Annotated in this window: 17 protein-coding genes; 4 read left to right on the forward strand and 13 right to left on the reverse strand. The window is 67.9% G+C overall.

Annotated elements, in window-relative coordinates; genetic code table 11:
* Window positions 1–161 precede the first annotated feature (161 nt).
* Window positions 162–1,673, reverse strand: a complete 1,512-nt coding sequence (guaB, locus tag QRM96_RS07595; RefSeq protein WP_018760372.1) for an IMP dehydrogenase — start codon at window positions 1,671–1,673, stop codon at window positions 162–164.
* 202 nt (window positions 1,674–1,875) lie between these two features.
* Window positions 1,876–3,948, reverse strand: a complete 2,073-nt coding sequence (locus QRM96_RS07600) for an acyltransferase family protein (RefSeq protein ID WP_285319072.1) — start codon at window positions 3,946–3,948, stop codon at window positions 1,876–1,878.
* A 170-nt stretch (window positions 3,949–4,118) separates the two neighbouring features.
* Here QRM96_RS07600 and QRM96_RS07605 point away from each other — a divergent pair, with 170 nt between their 5' ends.
* On the forward strand, window positions 4,119–5,042 hold the full coding sequence (locus tag QRM96_RS07605; protein ID WP_285319073.1) for a DUF389 domain-containing protein: 924 nt from the start codon (window positions 4,119–4,121) through the stop codon (window positions 5,040–5,042).
* A 38-nt stretch (window positions 5,043–5,080) separates the two neighbouring features.
* Here the strand turns inward: QRM96_RS07605 and QRM96_RS07610 are convergent, their stop codons facing one another.
* Window positions 5,081–6,604, reverse strand: coding sequence for an ATP-dependent DNA ligase (locus QRM96_RS07610; protein WP_285319074.1), 1,524 nt, complete (start codon window positions 6,602–6,604; stop codon window positions 5,081–5,083).
* Between the two features lie 68 nt (window positions 6,605–6,672).
* Here QRM96_RS07610 and QRM96_RS07615 point away from each other — a divergent pair, with 68 nt between their 5' ends.
* On the forward strand, window positions 6,673–7,275 hold the full coding sequence (locus QRM96_RS07615; RefSeq protein ID WP_109044405.1) for a dihydrofolate reductase family protein: 603 nt from the start codon (window positions 6,673–6,675) through the stop codon (window positions 7,273–7,275).
* 74 nt (window positions 7,276–7,349) lie between these two features.
* On the opposite strand, the gene groL is transcribed toward QRM96_RS07615, so the two are convergent.
* The 3 genes from groL to QRM96_RS07630 all read right to left on the reverse strand — a co-directional run bounded on the left by groL (window position 7,350) and on the right by QRM96_RS07630 (window position 9,959).
* Window positions 7,350–8,960, reverse strand: a complete 1,611-nt coding sequence (gene groL, locus QRM96_RS07620) for a chaperonin GroEL (protein WP_018760377.1) — start codon at window positions 8,958–8,960, stop codon at window positions 7,350–7,352.
* Window positions 8,961–9,039: 79 nt separating this feature from the next.
* Window positions 9,040–9,333 carry a co-chaperone GroES gene (groES, locus tag QRM96_RS07625; protein WP_003805290.1) on the reverse strand — a complete coding sequence of 98 codons (294 nt, stop codon included), beginning with the start codon at window positions 9,331–9,333 and terminating at the stop codon, window positions 9,040–9,042.
* Window positions 9,334–9,578: 245 nt separating this feature from the next.
* Window positions 9,579–9,959, reverse strand: coding sequence for a hypothetical protein (locus tag QRM96_RS07630; RefSeq protein ID WP_285319076.1), 381 nt, complete (start codon window positions 9,957–9,959; stop codon window positions 9,579–9,581).
* A gap of 53 nt (window positions 9,960–10,012) precedes the next feature.
* On the opposite strand from QRM96_RS07630, the gene QRM96_RS07635 reads away from it, so the two are divergent.
* Window positions 10,013–11,269 carry a THUMP-like domain-containing protein gene (locus QRM96_RS07635; protein WP_285319077.1) on the forward strand — a complete coding sequence of 419 codons (1,257 nt, stop codon included), beginning with the start codon at window positions 10,013–10,015 and terminating at the stop codon, window positions 11,267–11,269.
* Window positions 11,270–11,295: 26 nt separating this feature from the next.
* On the opposite strand, the gene QRM96_RS07640 is transcribed toward QRM96_RS07635, so the two are convergent.
* On the reverse strand, window positions 11,296–12,126 hold the full coding sequence (locus QRM96_RS07640; protein ID WP_269208823.1) for a shikimate 5-dehydrogenase: 831 nt from the start codon (window positions 12,124–12,126) through the stop codon (window positions 11,296–11,298).
* Window positions 12,127–12,166: 40 nt separating this feature from the next.
* Complete coding sequence (locus QRM96_RS07645; protein ID WP_285319600.1) at window positions 12,167–13,618, reverse strand: glycoside hydrolase family 3 N-terminal domain-containing protein; 1,452 nt, start codon at window positions 13,616–13,618, stop codon at window positions 12,167–12,169.
* Window positions 13,619–13,986: 368 nt separating this feature from the next.
* Between QRM96_RS07645 and QRM96_RS07650 the strand changes: the two genes are divergently transcribed.
* Window positions 13,987–15,138: a glutamate--cysteine ligase gene (locus tag QRM96_RS07650; RefSeq protein ID WP_018760383.1), complete on the forward strand. Its 1,152-nt coding sequence runs from the start codon at window positions 13,987–13,989 to the stop codon at window positions 15,136–15,138.
* Window positions 15,139–15,255: 117 nt separating this feature from the next.
* On the opposite strand, the gene tsaD is transcribed toward QRM96_RS07650, so the two are convergent.
* From tsaD to alr, 5 genes are read right to left on the reverse strand one after another with little or no spacing between them, the layout of a single operon-like run.
* The gene (gene tsaD, locus QRM96_RS07655; RefSeq protein ID WP_285319082.1) at window positions 15,256–16,347 is read right to left on the reverse strand and encodes a tRNA (adenosine(37)-N6)-threonylcarbamoyltransferase complex transferase subunit TsaD; all 1,092 of its coding nucleotides are present in this window, start codon (window positions 16,345–16,347) and stop codon (window positions 15,256–15,258) included.
* On the reverse strand, window positions 16,344–16,850 hold the full coding sequence (rimI, locus tag QRM96_RS07660; protein ID WP_043423681.1) for a ribosomal protein S18-alanine N-acetyltransferase: 507 nt from the start codon (window positions 16,848–16,850) through the stop codon (window positions 16,344–16,346). Before rimI ends, tsaD begins: the two co-directional genes overlap by 4 nt.
* Window positions 16,851–16,855: 5 nt before the next feature.
* The gene (gene tsaB, locus QRM96_RS07665) at window positions 16,856–17,527 is read right to left on the reverse strand and encodes a tRNA (adenosine(37)-N6)-threonylcarbamoyltransferase complex dimerization subunit type 1 TsaB (protein WP_285319084.1); all 672 of its coding nucleotides are present in this window, start codon (window positions 17,525–17,527) and stop codon (window positions 16,856–16,858) included.
* Window positions 17,521–18,144, reverse strand: a complete 624-nt coding sequence (tsaE, locus tag QRM96_RS07670; protein WP_285319085.1) for a tRNA (adenosine(37)-N6)-threonylcarbamoyltransferase complex ATPase subunit type 1 TsaE — start codon at window positions 18,142–18,144, stop codon at window positions 17,521–17,523. Before tsaE ends, tsaB begins: the two co-directional genes overlap by 7 nt.
* Entirely contained in the window at window positions 18,141–19,379 is a 1,239-nt protein-coding gene (alr, locus tag QRM96_RS07675; protein WP_285319087.1) for an alanine racemase, read from the reverse strand. Before alr ends, tsaE begins: the two co-directional genes overlap by 4 nt.
* Window positions 19,380–19,402: the final 23 nt, after the last annotated feature.

Genomic DNA, 19,402 nt, shown 5'->3' on the forward strand with positions numbered 1-19,402 from the left:
CAACAGAGGCAGAAACACCCTCCATCACCACCGCCAGATCCGCACCGATTCCCATGGAAACATCATCCAACCAGGGTCCGACATTCAAAGACGACAAGGCCTGCCGCGGAAAACAAAAGGAGGCAGGGCCGAAACCCTGCCTCCTTTGTTGACTCCTGTGCCTACCGCGAACCGTAGTTCGGTGCTTCCACCGTCATCTGGATATCGTGCGGGTGCGATTCCTTCAGCCCGGCGGAGGTGATCCGGACGAACTTGCCACGGGCCTTCAGCTCGGGGATGGTCGGCGCGCCGGTGTAGAACATGGTCTGGCGCAGGCCGCCCACCAGCTGGTAGGCCACCGAGGACAGCGGGCCGCGGTACGCCACGCGGCCTTCGATGCCTTCCGGGATCAGCTTGTCGTCGCCGGAAACGTCCGCCTGGAAGTAGCGGTCCTTGGAGTAGGACGTGTTCTTGCCGCGCGACTGCATGGCACCCAACGACCCCATGCCACGGTAGGACTTGAACTGCTTGCCGTTGACGAAGATCAGCTCACCCGGGGACTCGTCGCAGCCGGCGAGCAGGGAACCGAGCATGACGGTGTCGGCACCGGCCACCAGGGCCTTGCCGATGTCGCCGGAGTACTGCAGGCCGCCGTCGGCGATCAGTGGAACGCCGGCCGGGATGGCCGCCTTGGCGGACTCGTAGATGGCGGTGATCTGCGGAACACCCACACCGGCCACCACGCGGGTGGTGCAGATCGAGCCGGGCCCAACGCCCACCTTGATGCCGTCGGCGCCGGCGTCGATCAGTGCCTGGGCGCCCTCGCGGGTGGCGGCCTGGCCGCCGATGATGTCCACGTGCGCGGCAACAGGATCGGACTTCAGCCTGCGGATCATATCCAGCACACCCTGGGAGTGGCCGTTGGCGGTGTCCACGAACAGGGCGTCCACCCCGGCGTCCACCAAGGTCATGGCGCGCTCCCAGCCGTCACCAAAGAAGCCGATGGCTGCACCTACGCGGAGGCGGCCTTCGTCGTCCTTGGTGGCCAGCGGGTACTGTTCGGCCTTGGTGAAGTCCTTGGTGGTGATCAGGCCCTTGAGCCGGCCCTGCTCGTCCACGAGCGGGAGCTTTTCGATCTTATTGGTGGCCAGCTTGTGGGAGGCTTCGTCGCGGCTGATGCCCACGTGGCCGGTGACCAGGGGCATCTTGGTCATGACGTCGCTGACCAGCCGCAGCGGGAAGTCGGACTCCGGTACGAAGCGGGTGTCGCGGTTGGTGACGATGCCCAGCAGGCGGTTGTCCTCGTCCACCACGGGAAGGCCTGACACGCGGTAGTGGGCGCAGAGGTCATCCAGTTCCCGGAGCGTGGCCTCGGGGCGGATGGTCAGCGGGTTGGTGATCATGCCCGATTCACTCCGCTTGACCCGGTCCACCTGGTCCGCCTGGTCGGCGATGGAGAGGTTGCGGTGCACCACGCCCAAGCCACCCTGGCGGGCCATGGCGATGGCCATGCGGGACTCGGTGACGGTGTCCATGGCTGCCGATAGCAGGGGGGTCTGCACGCTGATCCGTTTGGAGATCCGCGATGAGGTATCGGCCTCGGAGGGGATGACGTCGGTGTGGCCCGGCAGGAGCAGGACGTCGTCGTAGGTCAGGCCAATGAAGCCAAAAGGATTGTGTTCGGGCTCGGTCATGAGTGCGCCTCTTACCTTGGTTGCTGGGTCACGGGTAGGGGTTGCAGCCGATGACCAGCCCGTTATTACGGAACTGGCCTGTGCAGACGTTCTTGCGGGACCACCGTGGGATACGGCGTTCCGGGCGCAGAAAGTGTTGACTAAATATTAGAACCTCCGGCCCGATCCCCCTATTCCAGGCCCGCAATGTGAGCAACCGCACTCAGCTCCATCCGGTTGCGGCCAGCAGGCGTTGCTCGAACATGGGGATCATGGTCTCCACATAGGTCCGGGTCAGGTGGTTGTCGTCCTTGTAGACGTAGACGTTCCCGACGACGGCAGGGCAGACGCCGCGGGCGCAGATGAAGTCGCTCATATCCATCAGGTGAAGGCCCGGTACCTTGCCGCGGTAGTTCTCCAGCGGCGAGGGCTCCACGAGGGACTCGGCCAGCGACGGGTTGCACTCCGGCGCGTCGGCGCCGTTGCGTTGCGCACACTCGGGCATGTTGAACGTGAACCTGGGGTTGTCCCGGATGCCCACGATCTCGATGCCCGCCTCGGCGAACGGAGCGACTCCTGCAAGGTAGCCGGGCACCTCCGTTTCGAAGGGCGCGTCCTCATGGGTCAGCGACGCCACTGTGAAGACAGCATCCGGACGATGTTCCAGGACGTAGGCGGAACTGGCCCTGTTGTAGGCGTTGCATTCCGCGTTGCGGGTTTCCGATTCCGCGCCGAACCGGCACGCGGGCATGAGCAATGTCACCAGTTCCCAACCGCGTGCAGCGGCCACCGGAGCCAGGGCGGCAAGGTACTGCTGGGCGTGCGAATCCCCCAGCACCACGATGCGTTTGGTGGCCGGTTCTTCCGGCAGCTCCTGGCGGCACCCCTCCAGGATGGGGTCGTCCGTGGCGTTTGAACCCGTGCAGGGCGAGTCGATTCCGGCCCAGTCGTTGTCCAGTGCAGTCGGGCCGGGAATGGTCCTTGCCCGGGGAGCCGGCACGTTTTCGTTCTCCGGGGTGAGCGCCAACGCACCCGGCGTCAGCTCCCGGGGCTGTGCCGCCGTCGCGCTTTCCTCCGCGGTGAGCGATGTCTGCCAGACGGCGACGGGACCGGCCAGCAGCGCACCGCAGGCAACAATGACGACGGCGGTGCGCCACGCCCGGAGCTTGGGCCAGTGCCAGTCACGCAACGGTTTTTCAACGAAGCGGGTGGTCAGGAAGGCAAGTACGACGGCGGCTGCAACGATCCCGAGGCCCTGCTTGAGGTTCGGCGCCTCCACCCCTGTGGCCGCCAGGGCCAGCACCAGCAGGGGCCAGTGCCAGAGGTAAAGGGCGTAGGAGTTGTCGCCCAAGGCGACCGCCGGGCGGCTGCTCAGGAGCCTGTCCACGCCGAAGCGGCTGCCGGACTGCCCGGCGACGATGATGGCGGCGGCGGCCAGTGTGGGCCAGAGGGCGACAAAGCCGGGAAAGGACCTGTCGACCGTGAGGAGCAATCCGCACGAGACCATGCCGGCGAGCCCTGCCCAGCCCAGGACCATCCTCAGCGCGCGGCCGGGCCGCAGGTACGGCAACGCCAGCGCCAGCAGCGACCCGAGGGCAAACTCCCAGAGCCTGGCGCCGGTATCGAAGTATGCGTAGGCCTGGTTGGTGGCCGTCTGGTCAATCGAGTAGGCCAGGGACGCGGCGAACACCACGCCAAAAACCACGGCCAGCAGGCCCCGGTAGGCCACGTGGCGCAACAGGGGGATCCGGCGGGCGGCGGGCAGGAGCGCGGCGGTTGCGGCGAAGATCAGCGGCCACAGGATGAAGACTTGCCCCTGGATGGACAAGGACCAGAAGTGCTGCAGCGGGCTGGCTCCTGCGTGGTCCTGGGCGTAGTAGTCCACCGCGGCGTCAGCCAGTACCCAGTTTTGGCTGTACAACAGCGAGGCCCAGGCTTGGTCCAGGATCTGCGGCCAGCGGCTTTGGGGCAGGATCAGCCATGTGCCGGCCAGCACCCCGAGGATCACCACGACGGCGGCCGGCAGGAGGCGCTTGAAGAGGTGCAGCCAATGGGCCATCAGCCGGAAGGGCTGGCCGGACTCTGCCTTGCGGACAAAGGAGAGCGTGAGCAGGAAGGCCGAGATCAGCAGGAATACGTCCACCCCGCCGGACACGCGTCCCAACCAGACGTGATAGGCCACGACCATGAGGACCGCCAGTGCACGCAGTCCCTGGACCTCTGGCCGGAAGGTCGGTTTACGGTCGCGGCCGGGGGCTTGTCCCGCTGGATGCGGCGCTGTCCGGGTTCCTGTCATCGACACTCCAAAACCCCTCACGCCGCCGGCCAGCCAAAACATTAAGCCTACGCACCGGGGTTTGGAAGGGCCAATCCGGGGTCCGGCGCGAACTAAGCTGGGCCGAGGTGTGGAAGGGAGCCGGCGTGATTGTCCAATTGCGGATTTGCGTGCCCAAAGAATTGTCCGAGGTGACGGTGCAGACTTGCCGGGACCAGGTGGGAACGGCGGGGGTGGCGTTGGTTCCCGGCGCGTCCGTGGTGCCGGCGGGCGACGTCATCGAGGTCCAGGTCGCCAGGGAATCCGTGGAGGAACTCCTGGAGAAGCTCCAGGTCCTGAAGATCCGCGACGTGGGATCCGTGGCCATGACGACGCCGGAGTTCGTGCTCTCCAGCAGTGCCGACCGGGCGGAGCATGCCGCTCCCGGGGACGGCGCGGACGCGGTGATCTGGGACGACGTAACGCGCCAAACCGGTGAGGACTCCAGGCTGACTTGGAACTTCCTGGCCTTCCTGGTGCTGGCAACCCAGCTCGCCGGAATCGGCATCGTGACCGATTCGCCGATCGCAATTGTGGGTGCCATGGCGGTGGGACCGGAGTTTGGGCCGCTGGCCGCCCTCGCCGTTTCGCTGGCCACCCGGCAGTGGAAGCTTGGCCGCCGCGCCGCCATTGCCTTGGGGGTCGGGTTCCCCGTGGCCATGCTGCTGGCGGCATTGACTGCATGGCTGTCCATCCCGCTGGGACTCTTCCCGCGCAATGCCCTGGATACGGGTTCGGCCGTCGAATTCATCTACCATCCAGGCCCTTATTCACTGATCGTTGCCGTGCTGGCGGGTATCGCGGGCATGCTGTCGATTATCGGCAGGCGCTCGGCGGCACTCATCGGCGTATTCATCTCGGTGACCACGGTCCCGGCCGCAGGGTACGTTGCAGTTGCCTTGGTGCTGGGTGAATACCCGAAGGCGGCCGGCTCGGCCCTGCAGCTGTTGCTGAACCTCGTCGGCATTGTCGTGGCCGCGGTCGCGGTCCTTCTCTTCTACCGGTTGGTGGCCAGGCGGCGGCCCGCGGCAGCGGCGCACAGCGTGCGGGGCCAACGGAGCGGCCTGCGCCACTGACCGCCCCAGCACCCGCACAGCCGACAAGGCACAGTCCGCTAGGGACGCAGCAAGGCCCGAAGGGTCCGGATGGTGTCGGCTTCGGCCGGCGATTTGTCGTCCCGGTAGCGCTTCACCCTGGCGAACCTCAGGGCGATCCCGCCCGGGTAGCGCGGTGACTGCTGGACGCCGTCGATGGCGATTTCGACGACGGTGACCGGCTCAACCCACACGGTGCCGGCGGTGCGGCGCACCTCGAGCTCCTGGAATTTCTCCGTCTGCCAGCGGAGCAGCTCATCGGTGAGCCCCTTGAAGGTCTTGCCCACCATGACATAGCCGCCTGGTTCGCCGAAGTCCCCGTCCGGGTCCAGTGCGCCGAGGTGCAGGTTCGAGAGCAGCCCGGTCCGGCGGCCAGACCCCCATTCACAGGCAAGCACCACCAGGTCGTAGGTGAGCACCGGCTTGACTTTCACCCAGTTGGATCCCCGCCGTCCGGCGGCGTAGGCGGACCCGATGGCCTTCACCACCACACCCTCGTGACCCGCAGCCAGCGCCTCGCGGGACACCCGTTCAGCAACCTCCGGGTCCGCCGTAATTTCGCCCGGGATCCGATGCTCCGGGGCAACCCGTTCCAACGCGTCGATCCGCACCGACAACGGTTCGTCCAGCAGGTCCCGCCCGTCGATGTGCAGAACATCGAAGAACCAGGGGTGCAGTACCGTTTCCCGCACGGCATCCGCGCCGAACCGGGCCATGGTTTCCTGGAACGGCCGCGGGCCGCCGTCTTCATCGAGGGCCAGGGTCTCGCCGTCGAGGATCACATCCTGCACCGGCAGCCCGCGGACCAGGTCAACCACCTCCGGGAGGCGGTGCGTGACATCGGCGAGGTTGCGGGTGTAGATGCTGACCTCGGCGCCGGACCGGTGGACCTGGATCCGGGCGCCGTCGAGCTTGTATTCCACCGAGGCTTCTCCCGTGGTTTCCAGGGCTTCGCCTGGACTGGCCGCCGTGGCGGCAAGCATGGGCTGCACGGGGCGGCCGACGACGAGGCCCACCGCCTCCAGCTCGGCTGCTGTCCGGGTCATGGCGAGCAGGGCGGTCCCGCCGAGATCACCGGAGAGCATCGCGGCACGCCGTACGGCGGCAACGGGCCTGTCCGCAGCGCGGGCCACGGCATCGGCCAGGACGCCGTCGAGGGCGCCGGTGCGCAGCTCACCCAGCAGGACGCCGGAGATGAAACCCTGCTCCCCCGCCGTCGCAGCCCGCATCAGGTTCCCGAGCGTCGCGGCGCGACCGGCCGCCGAACCTGCCCCCGCGGTGGCGAGCAGCGTGTCCAGGGCCGCGTCGAGGTCGGCCACAGTGAGGCTTGCTTCCGGGGCCGGTTCGGCCTTCGAAGCCGCGACGCTGCGCCATCCGACACCAACACGGCCCTGCCGGGGCTTCGCCGCCAGCAAGCCCACCGCCGTCGGAATCTCCGCCGGTTCAAGCCGGCGCAGCAGGTCCGCCAGTGCATCCACCTTCGCCAGGCGGGAGCGGGTGGACGCCACGGCGTCCGAGGTTTTGACGAGCTCGAGGAGCAGCATGGCACCATCCTGCCACGCGCCGGCTCCCTGCTCTGGACAGCGCCCAAGGCCCCTCCCACACTGGACGCATGGGATTCATAGTGGCAAACCTGTTCATCACCCTCGACGGCGTCTACCAGGCTCCCGGCGGCCGGGAGGAAGACACCTACGGAGAGTTCGCCTTCGGCGGTTGGCAGGCACCGGTGTCCGACGACGAGGGCGGCGCCGCCATTGCCGCAGAGATTGGCCGCATGGATGCCCTGCTTCTCGGCCGGCGGACCTACGACATCTTTTCGGCCTACTGGCCGCACCAGGCAGGGGACATTGCTGATGCACTCAACCGGGTACCGAAGTTCGTGGTCTCGCGCACGCTGTCCGGGCCAGGCTGGGCCGGCACCACAGTCCTGCCGGATGAACGGGCTGCAGGACGCCTCGGTGACGAGTTTGGGGAGGTGCACATGTTCGGCAGCGGCGTCCTGATCCGCTCGCTGCTGGCTGCGGATGTCCTGGACCGGCTGCACCTCTGGCTCTATCCGGTCACGCTGGGCCAGGGCAAACGCCTGTTCGACGCCGGCACTGTCCCGGCGTCGTACCGCCTCGCCGAGCCGGTACGCAGCTTCCCGAAAGGGGCTGTCTCGCTGGTGTACGAACGCGCGGGCGGGGTTGAAACGTCCGAGATGGCCGCAACCTGATCCGAGCCCCTGGTGCACAAAAAACCGGCCCAGCAGATGCTGGACCGGTTTTCTGCAGGTGAAGACGGGCAGGATCAGTGGCTGTGGCCTGCGTGCTCGTCCTCTTCGGCCGGCTTCTCCACGACCAGGGTCTCGGTGGTGAGAACCAGGGCGGCGATGGAGGCCGCGTTGCGGAGGGCAGCACGGGTGACCTTGACGGGGTCGATGACACCGGCAGCGATCAGGTCCTCGTACTCGCCGGACTTGGCGTTGAAACCGTTGTTGGTTTCGAGGTCGGCCACCTTGGAGGTGATGACGTAGCCGTCGAAGCCGGCATTCTGGGCGATCCAGCGCAGCGGCTGGACCAGGGCGCGGCGGACGATGCCCACGGCAGCAGCAGCGTCGCCTTCGAGTGCCTTGACGGACGGGTCCTCATCCAGTGCCTTCAGGGCGTGGATCAGGGCTGAGCCGCCACCAGCCACGATGCCTTCTTCGAGGGCAGCGCGGGTGGAGGAAACGGCGTCCTCGATACGGTGCTTCTTTTCCTTCAGCTCAACCTCGGTGGCAGCACCCACCTTGATGACGCCGATGCCGCCGGCCAGCTTGGCCAGGCGCTCCTGGAGCTTTTCACGGTCCCAATCGGAGTCGGTGCGGGTCAGCTCGGCGCGCAGCTGCGCGACGCGGGCCGCAACGTCTTCGGCCGAGCCTGCGCCGTCGACGATGGTGGTGTTGTCCTTGGTGACGGTGATGCGGCGGGCGGTGCCGAGCACCTCCAGGCCCACGGTGTCCAGGCTCAGGCCCAGTTCCGGGGACACAACCTGTGCGCCGGTGAGGGTGGCGATGTCCTGGAGCATGGCCTTGCGGCGGTCACCGAAGCCCGGTGCCTTGACGGCCACGACGTTCAGGGTGCCGCGGATGCGGTTGACGATCAGCGTGGACAGGGCCTCGCCGTCGACGTCCTCGGCGATGATGAACAGCGGCTTGGAGCTCTGCAGCGCCTTTTCCAGCAGCGGCAGGAATTCCTGGATGGAGGAGATCTTGCCCTGGTTGATCAGGATCAGGGCGTCCTCGAGGACGGCTTCCTGGCGTTCTGCGTCGGTGACGAAGTACGGGGACAGGTAGCCCTTGTCGAACTGCATGCCCTCGGTGAGGACCAGTTCGGTCTGGGTGGTGGAGGACTCTTCGATGGTGATGACGCCATCCTTGCCCACCTTGCCGAAGGCCTCGGCGAGGAGTTCGCCGATTTCGTCGCTCTGCGCCGAGATGGCGGCAACGTTGGCAACCTGGGTGCCCTCGACGGGGCGTGCGTTCTCCAGCAGGCGGGCGGCGACGGCTTCAACCGAAACCTCGATGCCGCGCTTGATCTGGCCGGGGGCAGCACCGGCGGCAACGTTGCGCAGGCCTTCCTTGACCAGGGCCTGTGCCAAGACGGTGGCGGTGGTGGTGCCGTCACCGGCAACGTCGTTGGTCTTGGTGGCGACTTCCTTGGCCAGCTGGGCGCCAAGGTTCTCGTAGGGGTCGTCCAGTTCGACTTCGCGGGCGATGGTGACGCCGTCGTTCGTGATGGTGGGGGCGCCCCACTTCTTGTCCAGGACGACGTTGCGGCCGCGGGGGCCGAGCGTCACCTTGACGGTGTTGGCGAGCTTATCGATGCCGGCCTCGAGGGCCCGGCGTGCAGCGTCGTCAAACGCAAGCTGCTTTGCCATGGTTTTGTCCTTTCAAAGACAGAAACCCCGCACTGCCGGCCAGCATAAGCGTGGCCGGCGGCACGGGGATCCGAAAGAGTTACTTGACGACGATCGCCAGGACGTCGCGGGCGGACAGCACGAGGTACTCGGTGCCGCCGGTCTTGACTTCGGTTCCGCCGTACTTGGAGTAGATGACGACGTCGCCAACGGCTACGTCGACAGGAACGCGGTTGCCGTCTTCGAAGCGGCCGGGGCCTACTGCAACAACTTCGCCTTCCTGCGGCTTCTCCTGTGCGGAGTCCGGGATGACCAGGCCGGAAGCCGTGGTCTGCTCGGCTTCGAGCGGGCGGACAACAATACGATCCTCAAGAGGCTTAATAGAGACCGACACTCGGACCTCTCCTTTTCGTCAGCAAATTCGTGGACTGGAAAGCTTTCCGCCGTGGCTGGCAAACCGTCGTCGCGGTGCCGGCAGCAGCCTGGCTGGCAGCTCTTCATGTGTTAGCACCCTCCGGGGGAGAGTGCTAATTGAAACTCTATGTAAGGGTTAGCACTCGGTCAAGGCGAGTGCCAGTTTTTCGTCATCGGCGTATTCCGTTGGGCGCGGTTTCGGAAGCAGCGGGGGCCCAGGCAGCTTCAGCGGCCCAGATCGTCGAAGTCCACGTCCTCGCCGCCGTCGGCATCACTGCCACCCTGCTTCCGGCTACGGAACAGCACCCAGCCCGCAGCGGCCGCGGCGAGCAGTGCGGCCACCAGGAAGAAGATGCTCCCTGCCCGCGCGCCGTCGTACAGTCCGCGGATGTCGCGGGCTTCCTGCGTGTTGTCCGAGATGTCGTTGCCGCCCACCGAGTAGACAGTGGCGTTGAATGTGTCCAGGACAAAGATGATCACCAGAAGCGCGATGCACACCAGTGCCGCCACGGCCGCGGCGATCAGGACCGGGCGGGCAAACCGGGCAGGACCCCGTTCCTTGGGGTCGTGTTCGCCGGTGCCCCCGGGGGCTGCGGTTTCATCCATGGTGTCCACACTATCGGCAACCCCGCATGCGCTCCTCCACTAGGCTGGAACCCATGGCTCACGCTCCCCAGGACCAGATCGCACCGCTGCTGACCCCCGAAGGCTGGGAGCTGTTGGCCTCCCTGGGCCCCTACCGGGACGAGGATTCCTTCGAACTCAACTCCGCGCTCCGGAAGGCCGGCCATCCTGCCGGGCTGGTCTCCGCCGTCCTGACCCAGTCGCGGCTGCGCACCAAGGCCGAGGCGAAGTTCGGTGAGTTCGCCCGCCAGATGCTCTTCACCCAGGCAGGCCTGGAGCAGGCCACCCGCCTGAACGTCGCGGCGCGCCACGCACAGCGGTTCGCCGCCGCCGGGATCAGCCATGTGGCGGACCTGGGCTGTGGCCTGGGCGCCGATTCCCTGGCCCTGGCATCCCTTGACCTCACAGTGACCGCCGTCGAAATGGACGAGACCACGGCGGCCTGCGCCACGGTGAACCTGATCCCCTTCCCCAACGCCACCGTGGTGCACGCGGACGCGGCAGCGGTGCCGCTGGAGGGGGTCGACGGCGTGTGGCTGGATCCAGCACGCCGGGTCACCTCCACGTCCGGCACCAAGCGGATCTGGGACCCGGAAGCGTTCTCACCGCCGCTGTCCTTCGTTGAATCGCTCGCGGCGTCCGGGAAGGCGGTGGGCGTCAAGATGGGGCCCGGCATGCCGCACGAATCCGTGCCCGCCGGCTGCGAGGCCCAGTGGGTGTCGGTAGCCGGAGACGTCACCGAAGTAACCCTGTGGTTCAACGCCGTCAGCAGGCCGGGGGTGCGCCGCGCCGCCCTGGTCCTTGGCCCGGAAGGTGCGGCCGAACTGACCAGCGGCAACGAATTCGGTGCCGGCCCCACCGCACCGGTGGGACCGGTGGAGGGCTACCTGTACGAACCCGACGGCGCCGTGATCCGGGCCGGACTGGTGGCGGATGTCGCGCTGGAACTCGGCGGCCACCTGGTGGATGAGCACATCGCCTACATCTGTGCGCCGGAACTGGTGGCCACGCCGTTCGCCCGCGCCTACAAAGTGCGGGAAGTGATGCCCTACAACGTCAAGGCGCTCAAAGCCTGGGTGAAGCAGGAGGGCATCACCGTGCTGGACATCAAGAAGCGGGGCACTGCCGTCACCCCCGAAGAACTGCGGAAGCAACTGCTGCCGGGCGGAAAGGCGGCCGGCAAGGGTTCCGGAAAGAAGGCCGCCGGCAAGGCCGCCACCCTGGTCCTGACCCGGATTGGCGAGGACCGGGTGGCCGTCGTGGTGGAATCCGTCCCGACCGGCATGCCCTAGGGCCGGCCGGGCGGGCCGCCCGTCCGCTACTGGGCGCGCATGAACTCCTCGGCGGCCCGCACCTGCTCAGCCGTGGGCCGTACCCCGGTGTACAGGACAAACTGTTCGAGGGCCTGGATGGTGGCCACTTCGGCACCGGTGATGACCGGCTTGCCGGCTGCACGGGCGGCCCGGATCAGCGGCGTCTCGGCGGGCAAGGCCACCACGTCGAAGACCAGGCGGGCCGCTTCGATTGCCTCCGCCGGGAACGACACGGTCTCTGCGTCCGCCCCGCCGGCCATACTCCCTGCCATTCCGATGGGCGTGACGTTGATGATGAGGTCAGCCGTCCTGCCGTCGAGCGCTGCCCGCCACTGGAAGCCGTACTGGTCCGCGAGCGCCCGGCCGGAGGCCTCGTTCCGGGACACGACCGTGACGTTGGTGAAGCCGGCGTCCCGCAAGGCCGCCACCGTGGCCTTGGCCATGCCGCCGGATCCCTGTACCACCACGGAGTAGCTGGTGGGGACCTCGTTGGAGGCCAGGAGCTGCTCAATGGCCGTGTAGTCGGTGTTGTACGCCTTGAGGTGGCCATCGGTGTTCACGATCGTGTTCACGGAGTCGATGGCCTTGGCGGAGGGGTCCATCTCGTCCACCAGGGCTATGACGTCTTCCTTGTAGGGCATGGAGATGGCACAGCCCCGGATGCCCAGGCCCCGCACGCCGGCGATGGCCTGTTCAAGGTTGGTGGGCGCGAACGCCTTGTAGATCCAGTTCAGGTCCAGTTGCCCGTAAAGGTGGTTGTGGAACCGGGTCCCGTTGTTGCTGGGGCGGGCGGAGAGCGAGATGCAGAGGGTCATGTCTTTATTCAGAATGGGCACCCGACCATTAAACGCGCTCCCTGCTGCTCCCGCTCGCAAGTCACGGAGTGCAGCCGGTTCCGGCAGGATAGGGCCCGACGGCGGCAGGCAGCTTTCCGGGCGCCGTTGCCTTCCCTGCCAGGACGGCGGCGAGGGCGTCGAAGGCGGTGTCGTTGCGGCCGTAGAGCGCCAGCTTGATCGGTGCGTTGGAGTCCTGCAGCGGCCAGGGCGCGTCCAGGGCTACCGCGATGTCTCCCGCTCCCGGTGTGCCGCCGAAGCCGATGAGGTTGACCACGGGGCCGGAGCCGACGGCCAGGCCGGCACGGGCGGCAGCGGCTTCGAAGCGTTCGCGGTCCCCCGGGCCACCGCCTTGGACGCGTACCGAACCCGGCACCAGCGGTCCGTGGCAGGGGCCGGAGAGGACTGTCACGGCGGATGCCGAGACCTTGGCTGACAGGGCTGCGCCACTGCCGGCCGGAGCACCCGCACCGGGGGTCCCCGCGGGGGCCGCTGTGCGCGCATGCCACATCATCATGGTGGCAACCCGCCTCGCGGCGTCATCGAGCCGTGCGGCCGGGAGGCTGCCAGCTGCGAGGGCTTGCAGGATGGCGGCATGCGCCTGTTCCACGTCCTCGGGCATCAGCAGCAGGTCGGCGCCGGCGGCCAGGGCCTTCACGGCGGCCGCGCCGGCCGGATACTGCTTTTCCACGGCTCCCATATTGAGGGCGTCCGTCACCGCTACGCCCTGGAATCCCAGGTTCCGCAGTGCCGCGTAGCTGGGCGCGGAGAGCGACGCCGGCACGCCGGGTTCCAGCGCGGGCACGGCGATGTGCCCGGTCATGACGACCGGCAAGCCGGCGGCCACGGCGGCCTGGAACGGTTTCCAGTCCCTGACCCGGAGCTCGTCGATGGAGGCCGGCTGGACGGGGAGGTTGAGGTGGGAATCGGTCGTCACCGAGCCGTGCCCGGGGAAGTGCTTGACGGTGGGGAGGATGCCTGCGTCCAGCATGCCCCGGGAGAACGCCACGCCCTGCGCTGCCGCCACTGCCGGATCGGCGGACATCGAGCGGGCACCGATGGTGGGGTCCTTGGGGCCGATGGTCACGTCCGTGTCGGGCGCGAAATCGAGGTCGAACCCCAACGGCAGCAGCTCGGCGGCCAACGCCTTGCCGGCCTGGCGGGTCAGGTCTTCGCTGCCCGCGGCGCCGTAGCTCATGGGCACCGGCCATTCGGTGAGCGGGGCGCCCAGGCGGGCCACTGCGCCGCCTTCCTGGTCCACGCCGATGATCCCGGGCCATGGCCGGCCGTCCGCGGTAGCGGCCTGACGCAGCCGCTGGTTCACGGCCCCCATCGCGGCCACGTCCACCTTCCCCTGCGGGTCGCGCGGGACGTTGTCGCCCATGATGATGGACCCGGCCAGGTGGAGGCGCTGGATGAGCGCCGCGTGGGCTTCCACCTGGTTGCCCTTGAAGAACGGGAGCAGGACCTGGCCGGCTTTTTTCTCCGGCGTCATGGCCGCCACAGCCGCCGCGGCGGCGTCCTGGTCCCGCTGCTCGGGGCCCCACCCCAGGGGCCGGGAACCCGGATCAGGTGACGGGGAAGCCAAAGGGGGCGCCGGCGTCGTACTTTCCGCGGCGGACGCGCTGGGCGCAGGTGCCGTGGACGACGGCGGCGCGGCGCTGGGCGGGGCGGTGCAGGAGCCCAGGGCAACGGCTGACAACGCGAGGATGAGGGGAAAGGATTTGGCGGGACTGTGACGCAGCGGGAACGAGGCCATCAGTACGATGCTACCCCTGGACTAGACTTGGACCATCCGTTCGCCTGCCGGCTGCAGCCTGTGAGCGGCACCAGCCAGCGGCAAACCGGACAGTAAGGAATTGTGTGAAGATCGACTTCGCGTCATCGAGGCAGTCAACCCTCGGTGTTGAGTGGGAGCTCGCTTTGGTGGACGGAAAGACGGGCGAGCTCGCCTCCGTCGCCAACCAGGTGCTCCGCGGGGTGTCCTCCCGGCACCCGGAACTCAACGAAGACGACGAGCACCCGCACATCAAGCAGGAACTCCTGCTCAACACCGTGGAACTCGTCACCGGGATCTGCGAAACGGCCGCCGAAGCCAAGGCGGACCTCAGCCGGTCCGTGGCCGCGGTCCGCGAAATCACCGATCCCATGGGCGTGGAGTTGTTCTGCGCGGGCAGCCACCCGTTCAGCCCGCCGCAGCTGCAACCGGTCACGGACAAGGCACGCTATGCCAAGCTGATCGACCGGACCCAGTGGTGGGGACGGCAGATGGTCATTTACGGCGTCCACGTCCATGTGGGACTGGACCGCCGGGACAAGGCGCTGCCCGTCCTGGACGGACTGGTCAACTACTTCCCGCATTTCCAGGCGCTCTCTGCCTCCAGTCCCTTCTGGGGCGGTGAGGACACGGGCTACGCGTCCCAGCGGGCCTTGATGTTCCAGCAGCTCCCCACCGCGGGGCTGCCCTTCCAGTTCAGATCCTGGGCGGAGTACGAGTCCTACGTCCAGGACATGTTCACCACCGGTGTCATCGACACCATTTCCGAGATCCGGTGGGACATCCGGCCAGTGCCGGCCCTGGGCACCATCGAAATGCGCATCTGCGACGGCCTGGCCACGCTGGAGGAAGTGGGTGCCATCGCCGCCCTCACCCAGTGCCTGGTGGATGAGTTCTCCACCACCCTGGACAACGGCGGCACCATCCCCACCATGCCGCCGTGGCATGTCCAGGAAAATAAGTGGCGCGCCGCCCGCTACGGCATGGATGCCATCATCATCCTGGACGCCGCAGGCAAGGAACAGCTGGTCACGGACCACCTTCTGGAGACGCTGAACCGGCTGGAGCCCGTGGCAGCCAAGCTGCGCTGCTCCGACGAGCTCGCCGACGTCGAGAAGATCATCCGCCGCGGCGCCGGATACCAGCGCCAGCGCCGGGTGGCAGCCGAAAACGGCGGAAACCTGCAGGCTGTGGTGCTGGACCTGGTCAAGCAGATGCGCAACGGCCCCACCGCCTAGTCTGCTTCTGCAGAGGTGGGGAACTTCGGCACGGACACGCCGGCCGCCGTCGTGATGTACGACGGCGGGGCCGCCAAAGCGCCCCGCGGCGGTTCGCTTTCGCCGGGCCCCCTGCCGTCAGGCCGGCAGCGACACCGAGGTGACCGGCAGCGACGAATCCGGGGCGAAGCCGATTCCGCTGGGTTCCACGCCGGCCATCACCAGTTGCGCACCGAGGGCCGCCACCATGGCGCCGTTGTCGGTGCAGAGATCCAGCGGGGGAACGTGCAGCCGGATCCCGGCCGACGCGCAGCGTTGCCCGGTCAGTTCCCGCAGGCGTGAATTGGCCGCCACCCCGCCGCCCAGCAGGACGTCTTTGATTCCGTGCTCGCGGCAGGCCAGCACCGCCTTGGACGAAATCACGTCCACCACCGCTTCCTGGAAGGCGGCAGCGATGTCAGCCACCGGGATCTCCTCCCCGCGGGCCTCGAACTGCTCCACGCAGCGGGCCACGGCGGTTTTGAGGCCGCTGAAGGACCAGTCATACCGGTGCGGCCCCGGCTGGTCCGCCGTGCCCATGTACTTGGGCTGGCTCAGTCCGCGGGGGAAGCGGATGGCTTTGGGATTACCGTTGCGGGCCACCTTGTCGATGGCCGGCCCACCGGGGTAGCCCAGGCCCAGGATGCGGGCCACCTTGTCGTACGCCTCACCGGCGGCGTCGTCGATGGTGGCGCCCAGGAGCTCCACATCGCTGGTGATGCTGTTGATGCGCAGGATCTCCGTGTGGCCGCCGGACACCAGCAAGGCGCCCAGGTTGGCCGGCAGGTCCTGCGTCCTGCCGGTTGCCCGGTCATCCAGGAGGCCGACACCAACGTGGGCCACCAGGTGGTTGATCGCGTACAGCGGCTTCCCGGTGGCGACGGCGAGCGCCTTGGCGGCGCAGACTCCCACCATGAGTGCGCCCGCGAGCCCAGGGCCTGATGTCACCGCGATGGCGTCCACGTCGGCAAGGCGCACGTCCGCGTCCGCCAACGCCTGCTGCAGGGTGGGAACGAAGGCGTCCAGGTGTGCACGGGAGGCAATCTCCGGGATAACCCCGCCGAACCGGACATGCTCGTCCATCGAGGAGGAAACGGTGTTGGCCAGAAGGGTGGTGCCGCGGACAACCCCCACGCCTGTCTCATCGCAGGAAGATTCGATCCCCAGGACCAGGGGCTGCGTACGGTTCATTGCCTGCCTGCTTCCGTTGCGTCGTCACCGGCGGTTTGAGCGGCCAAGGGGAGCCGCATGATCAGGGCGTCCACGCCGTCGCGGTAGTAGCGGGGACGGATATGGATCTGCTCGAAACCGAACCGCAGGTACAGCTGCTGGGCCCGAGGATTGTCCGCCCGGACTTCGAGCAGAACGTCGGCCGCGCCCCGCCGTCGGGCCTCTCCGATGAGCCGGGTGAGCAGGTCGCTGCCGATGCCGCGCCCTTCGTACTCCGGGACGACGGCGATGGTCTGCACGTCTGCAATCGGCTCGATGCACATCAGGCCGGCGTAGCCCACGATGCCGTCACTGCCCTCCGCCACCAGGTAGCGGCGTGTTTCCGGCTGGGACAGCTCATCCAGGAACATCTGCACTGGCCAGGCATCGATCGGGAACAGCCGGTGTTCGAGGAGTCCGACGGCGGGGACATCGTCCAAGGTCATGTCGCGGACCGTGATTCCCGCCGACCGCGGATCCTGCATGGTGTTCACAGTGCCCTCTTCCGTGGTCCGGGGACCTGGGCGTCGGATTCGCGGAGGTACAGGGGGGTGGAGTCCAACAGGGCTTCTCCGGAGGCCAGCCTGGCGAGGGCGAACTGGCCAAGGTAGAGCGCGTCCGGCTGCTCGGCCGCGAATTCCGGGTGGGCATCCAGGACGTCGCCGTAGAGCCCGGCACCGGCACCGAACGCGGGCAGTTCGGGAAGGTCCGCGGCGAAACTGACGTGCGGACCGTCCTGGAGCAGGGGCAACTGGCCGTCGGCCAAGCTGTAGCGGGCCCAGTAGACCTCCTTGCGCCGGGCGTCGGTGACCACCAGGAATTCCGGGGCGGCAGCGGTGGATTCGGCCACTTCCAAGGCCACGGCGTCGAGGCTCATCAGCCCATGCAGGGGCTTGCCCCAGACGAACGACAGTGTGCGGGCCGTGGCAATGCCCGAACGCAGCCCCGTGAACGGTCCGGGGCCGACGCCCACCACCAGGGCGTCGAGGTCAGCGCCGTTGACCCCGGCCTCGGACAGCATGGCGTGGATGCCGGGCGCGAGCACCTCGGCGTGGCTGCGGGTGTCCGCCGTCGCGAAGCTCGCGAGCACGCTTTCAGGGGCGTCGTCGGACACCAGGGCGGCGCTGGCCACCGCCGAGGTGTCGATGGCGAGGATCAGCATGGGAGTCCTCCTTTAAAACCGCCCAGCGCCGGTGGCGTCGCCCAGCGGGGCCCGTATCCGCGCACCACGATGGTGCGCGGTTCGTCGGTGTCGTCGTCAAAGTTGAGGGTTGCGGACGGGCCGCCCGTGGTGCCGGCATCACCTGCGGCTTCCGCGGCGGCTTCCGCGGCGGTGCCAAGACCGATGGCACGGTGCAGGTCGATCTCCAGGCGGCTCTCGCTCAGGTGCTCCACCCGGTCATGGCCCCACTCCACCACGGTCACAGAGGAGTCCATCGTGTTCTCGAGGTCGATGTCATCGATCTCCGCCGCAGATCCCAGGCGGTAGGCATCCACGTGCACCAGGTCCGGGCCGCCGGGCCGCGGACCGTCCGGCAGGTTCGGGTGGATGCGGACCAGGACAAAGGTGGGCGAGATGATGCCAGCGCGGACACCCAGCCCCTCCCCCAGGCCTTGGGTAAAGGTTGTCTTTCCGGCGCCAAGTTCACCGGAGAGGACCAGCAGGTCTCCTGCCTGGAGCACCTCCGCAATATGCCGGCCGAGCGCCTGCGTCTGCTCCGCCGTCGTCGCAGCCAGCGTCACTTCCCAGTTGGCGGCCGGCCGCCCTGTGCCGCTCATGCCGCTCCCGCTTTACCGGGTACTCCCGCCAGGCCGGGGCTGCTGCCGGCCGGCTGGTCCTCGTTGATGAAGCGGCGCGGAACCCGCGCGCTGATGCGGGTGACCACCTCGTAATTGATGGTTCCTGCCGCCTGTGCCCAGTCGTCAGCCGTGGGACCGCCGTCGGCACCGGTCCCGAACAGCACCGCTTCGGCACCGAGCAGGCCGGAATCCCGGGCCTCCGGCCCAAGGTCGATGACCATCTGGTCCATCGCGATCCGCCCCACCACCGGGTAGGTCTTCCCGGCCACGCGGACGGGGCCGCCGGTGGCCACGCGCGGGACACCGTCGGCATAGCCCAGCGGAATCAGTGCCAGTGTGCTGGCCTCCCTGGTCCGGTAGTGCAGGCCGTAGGAAACGCCCTGCCCGGCCGGAACCCCTTTGCACTGGGACACCAGTGTGCGCAGCGTCATGGCAGGGCGAAGGCCAAGTTCCGCGGACGTCTGGCCTTCGAACGGCGAGAGCCCATAGATACCCAGGCCAACCCGCACCAGGTCGAAGTGGGTATCCGGCCGGGACAAGGTGGCGGGGGTGTTGGCCAGGTGCCGCACTTCCGGGTCCACGCCCGCGTCCTCGGCAATGGCGAGGGCTTCCCTGAACGCCGCCAACTGGTCATCAGTTTCAGGGCGGTCCGGTTCATCGGCCACGGCCAGGTGGGAGAAGATTCCCACCACGCGCAGCAGTCCCTGGTCCTGGTATTCCACGGCTTCGCCCACCAGGCGGTCCCAGGCTTCGGGGGTGGCACCGTTGCGCCCCAGGCCCGTGTCCACCTTGAGGTGCACGCGTGCCGGACGCTCCTGTTCGCGGGCCGCGGCAACGATCCGTTCCAGTTCCCACCCCGAGCAGCCAATGTCGACGCCGGCGGCAACGGCGGCGCCAAAGTTGCTGTCGGTGGTGTGCAGCCAGGCCAGCAGCGGTGCGTCGATACCGGCGGCGCGCAGCGCAAGGGCCTCGGAAATGTGGGCCACCCCCAGCCAGGCCGCACCCGACTGCAGGGCCGCACGGGCCACGGGAACGGCGCCGTGCCCGTAGGCATCGGCCTTGACCACGGCCATGACTTTCGCGGGGGACGCGGCGTCGGCCAGCCGGCGGACATTGTGCCGGATGGCATCCAGGTCGATCACCGCGGACCGTTCGTGGCGGGGGTCCGGCCCGGAGGCAGCACTGAAATCACCGATTGTTGCGGGGTAAGTCACCTAAGTGATTCTAGTGCGGGCAC

Origin of the sequence: Pseudarthrobacter sp. lyk4-40-TYG-27 (genome assembly GCF_030209295.1) — a bacterium.
Lineage (GTDB): Bacteria > Actinomycetota > Actinomycetes > Actinomycetales > Micrococcaceae > Arthrobacter.

Coding starts and splice junctions, on each gene's coding strand:
- guaB (WP_018760372.1), bottom strand. CDS start 1,673: ATGACCGAGCCCGAACACAATCCTTTTGGCTTCATTGGCCTGACCTAC.
- QRM96_RS07600 (WP_285319072.1), bottom strand. CDS start 3,948: ATGACAGGAACCCGGACAGCGCCGCATCCAGCGGGACAAGCCCCCGGC.
- QRM96_RS07610 (WP_285319074.1), bottom strand. CDS start 6,604: ATGCTGCTCCTCGAGCTCGTCAAAACCTCGGACGCCGTGGCGTCCACC.
- QRM96_RS07615 (WP_109044405.1), top strand. CDS start 6,673: ATGGGATTCATAGTGGCAAACCTGTTCATCACCCTCGACGGCGTCTAC.
- groL (WP_018760377.1), bottom strand. CDS start 8,960: ATGGCAAAGCAGCTTGCGTTTGACGACGCTGCACGCCGGGCCCTCGAG.
- QRM96_RS07630 (WP_285319076.1), bottom strand. CDS start 9,959: ATGGATGAAACCGCAGCCCCCGGGGGCACCGGCGAACACGACCCCAAG.
- QRM96_RS07635 (WP_285319077.1), top strand. CDS start 10,013: ATGGCTCACGCTCCCCAGGACCAGATCGCACCGCTGCTGACCCCCGAA.
- QRM96_RS07645 (WP_285319600.1), bottom strand. CDS start 13,618: ATGACGCCGGAGAAAAAAGCCGGCCAGGTCCTGCTCCCGTTCTTCAAG.
- tsaD (WP_285319082.1), bottom strand. CDS start 16,347: ATGAACCGTACGCAGCCCCTGGTCCTGGGGATCGAATCTTCCTGCGAT.
- rimI (WP_043423681.1), bottom strand. CDS start 16,850: ATGCAGGATCCGCGGTCGGCGGGAATCACGGTCCGCGACATGACCTTG.
- tsaB (WP_285319084.1), bottom strand. CDS start 17,527: ATGCTGATCCTCGCCATCGACACCTCGGCGGTGGCCAGCGCCGCCCTG.
- tsaE (WP_285319085.1), bottom strand. CDS start 18,144: ATGAGCGGCACAGGGCGGCCGGCCGCCAACTGGGAAGTGACGCTGGCT.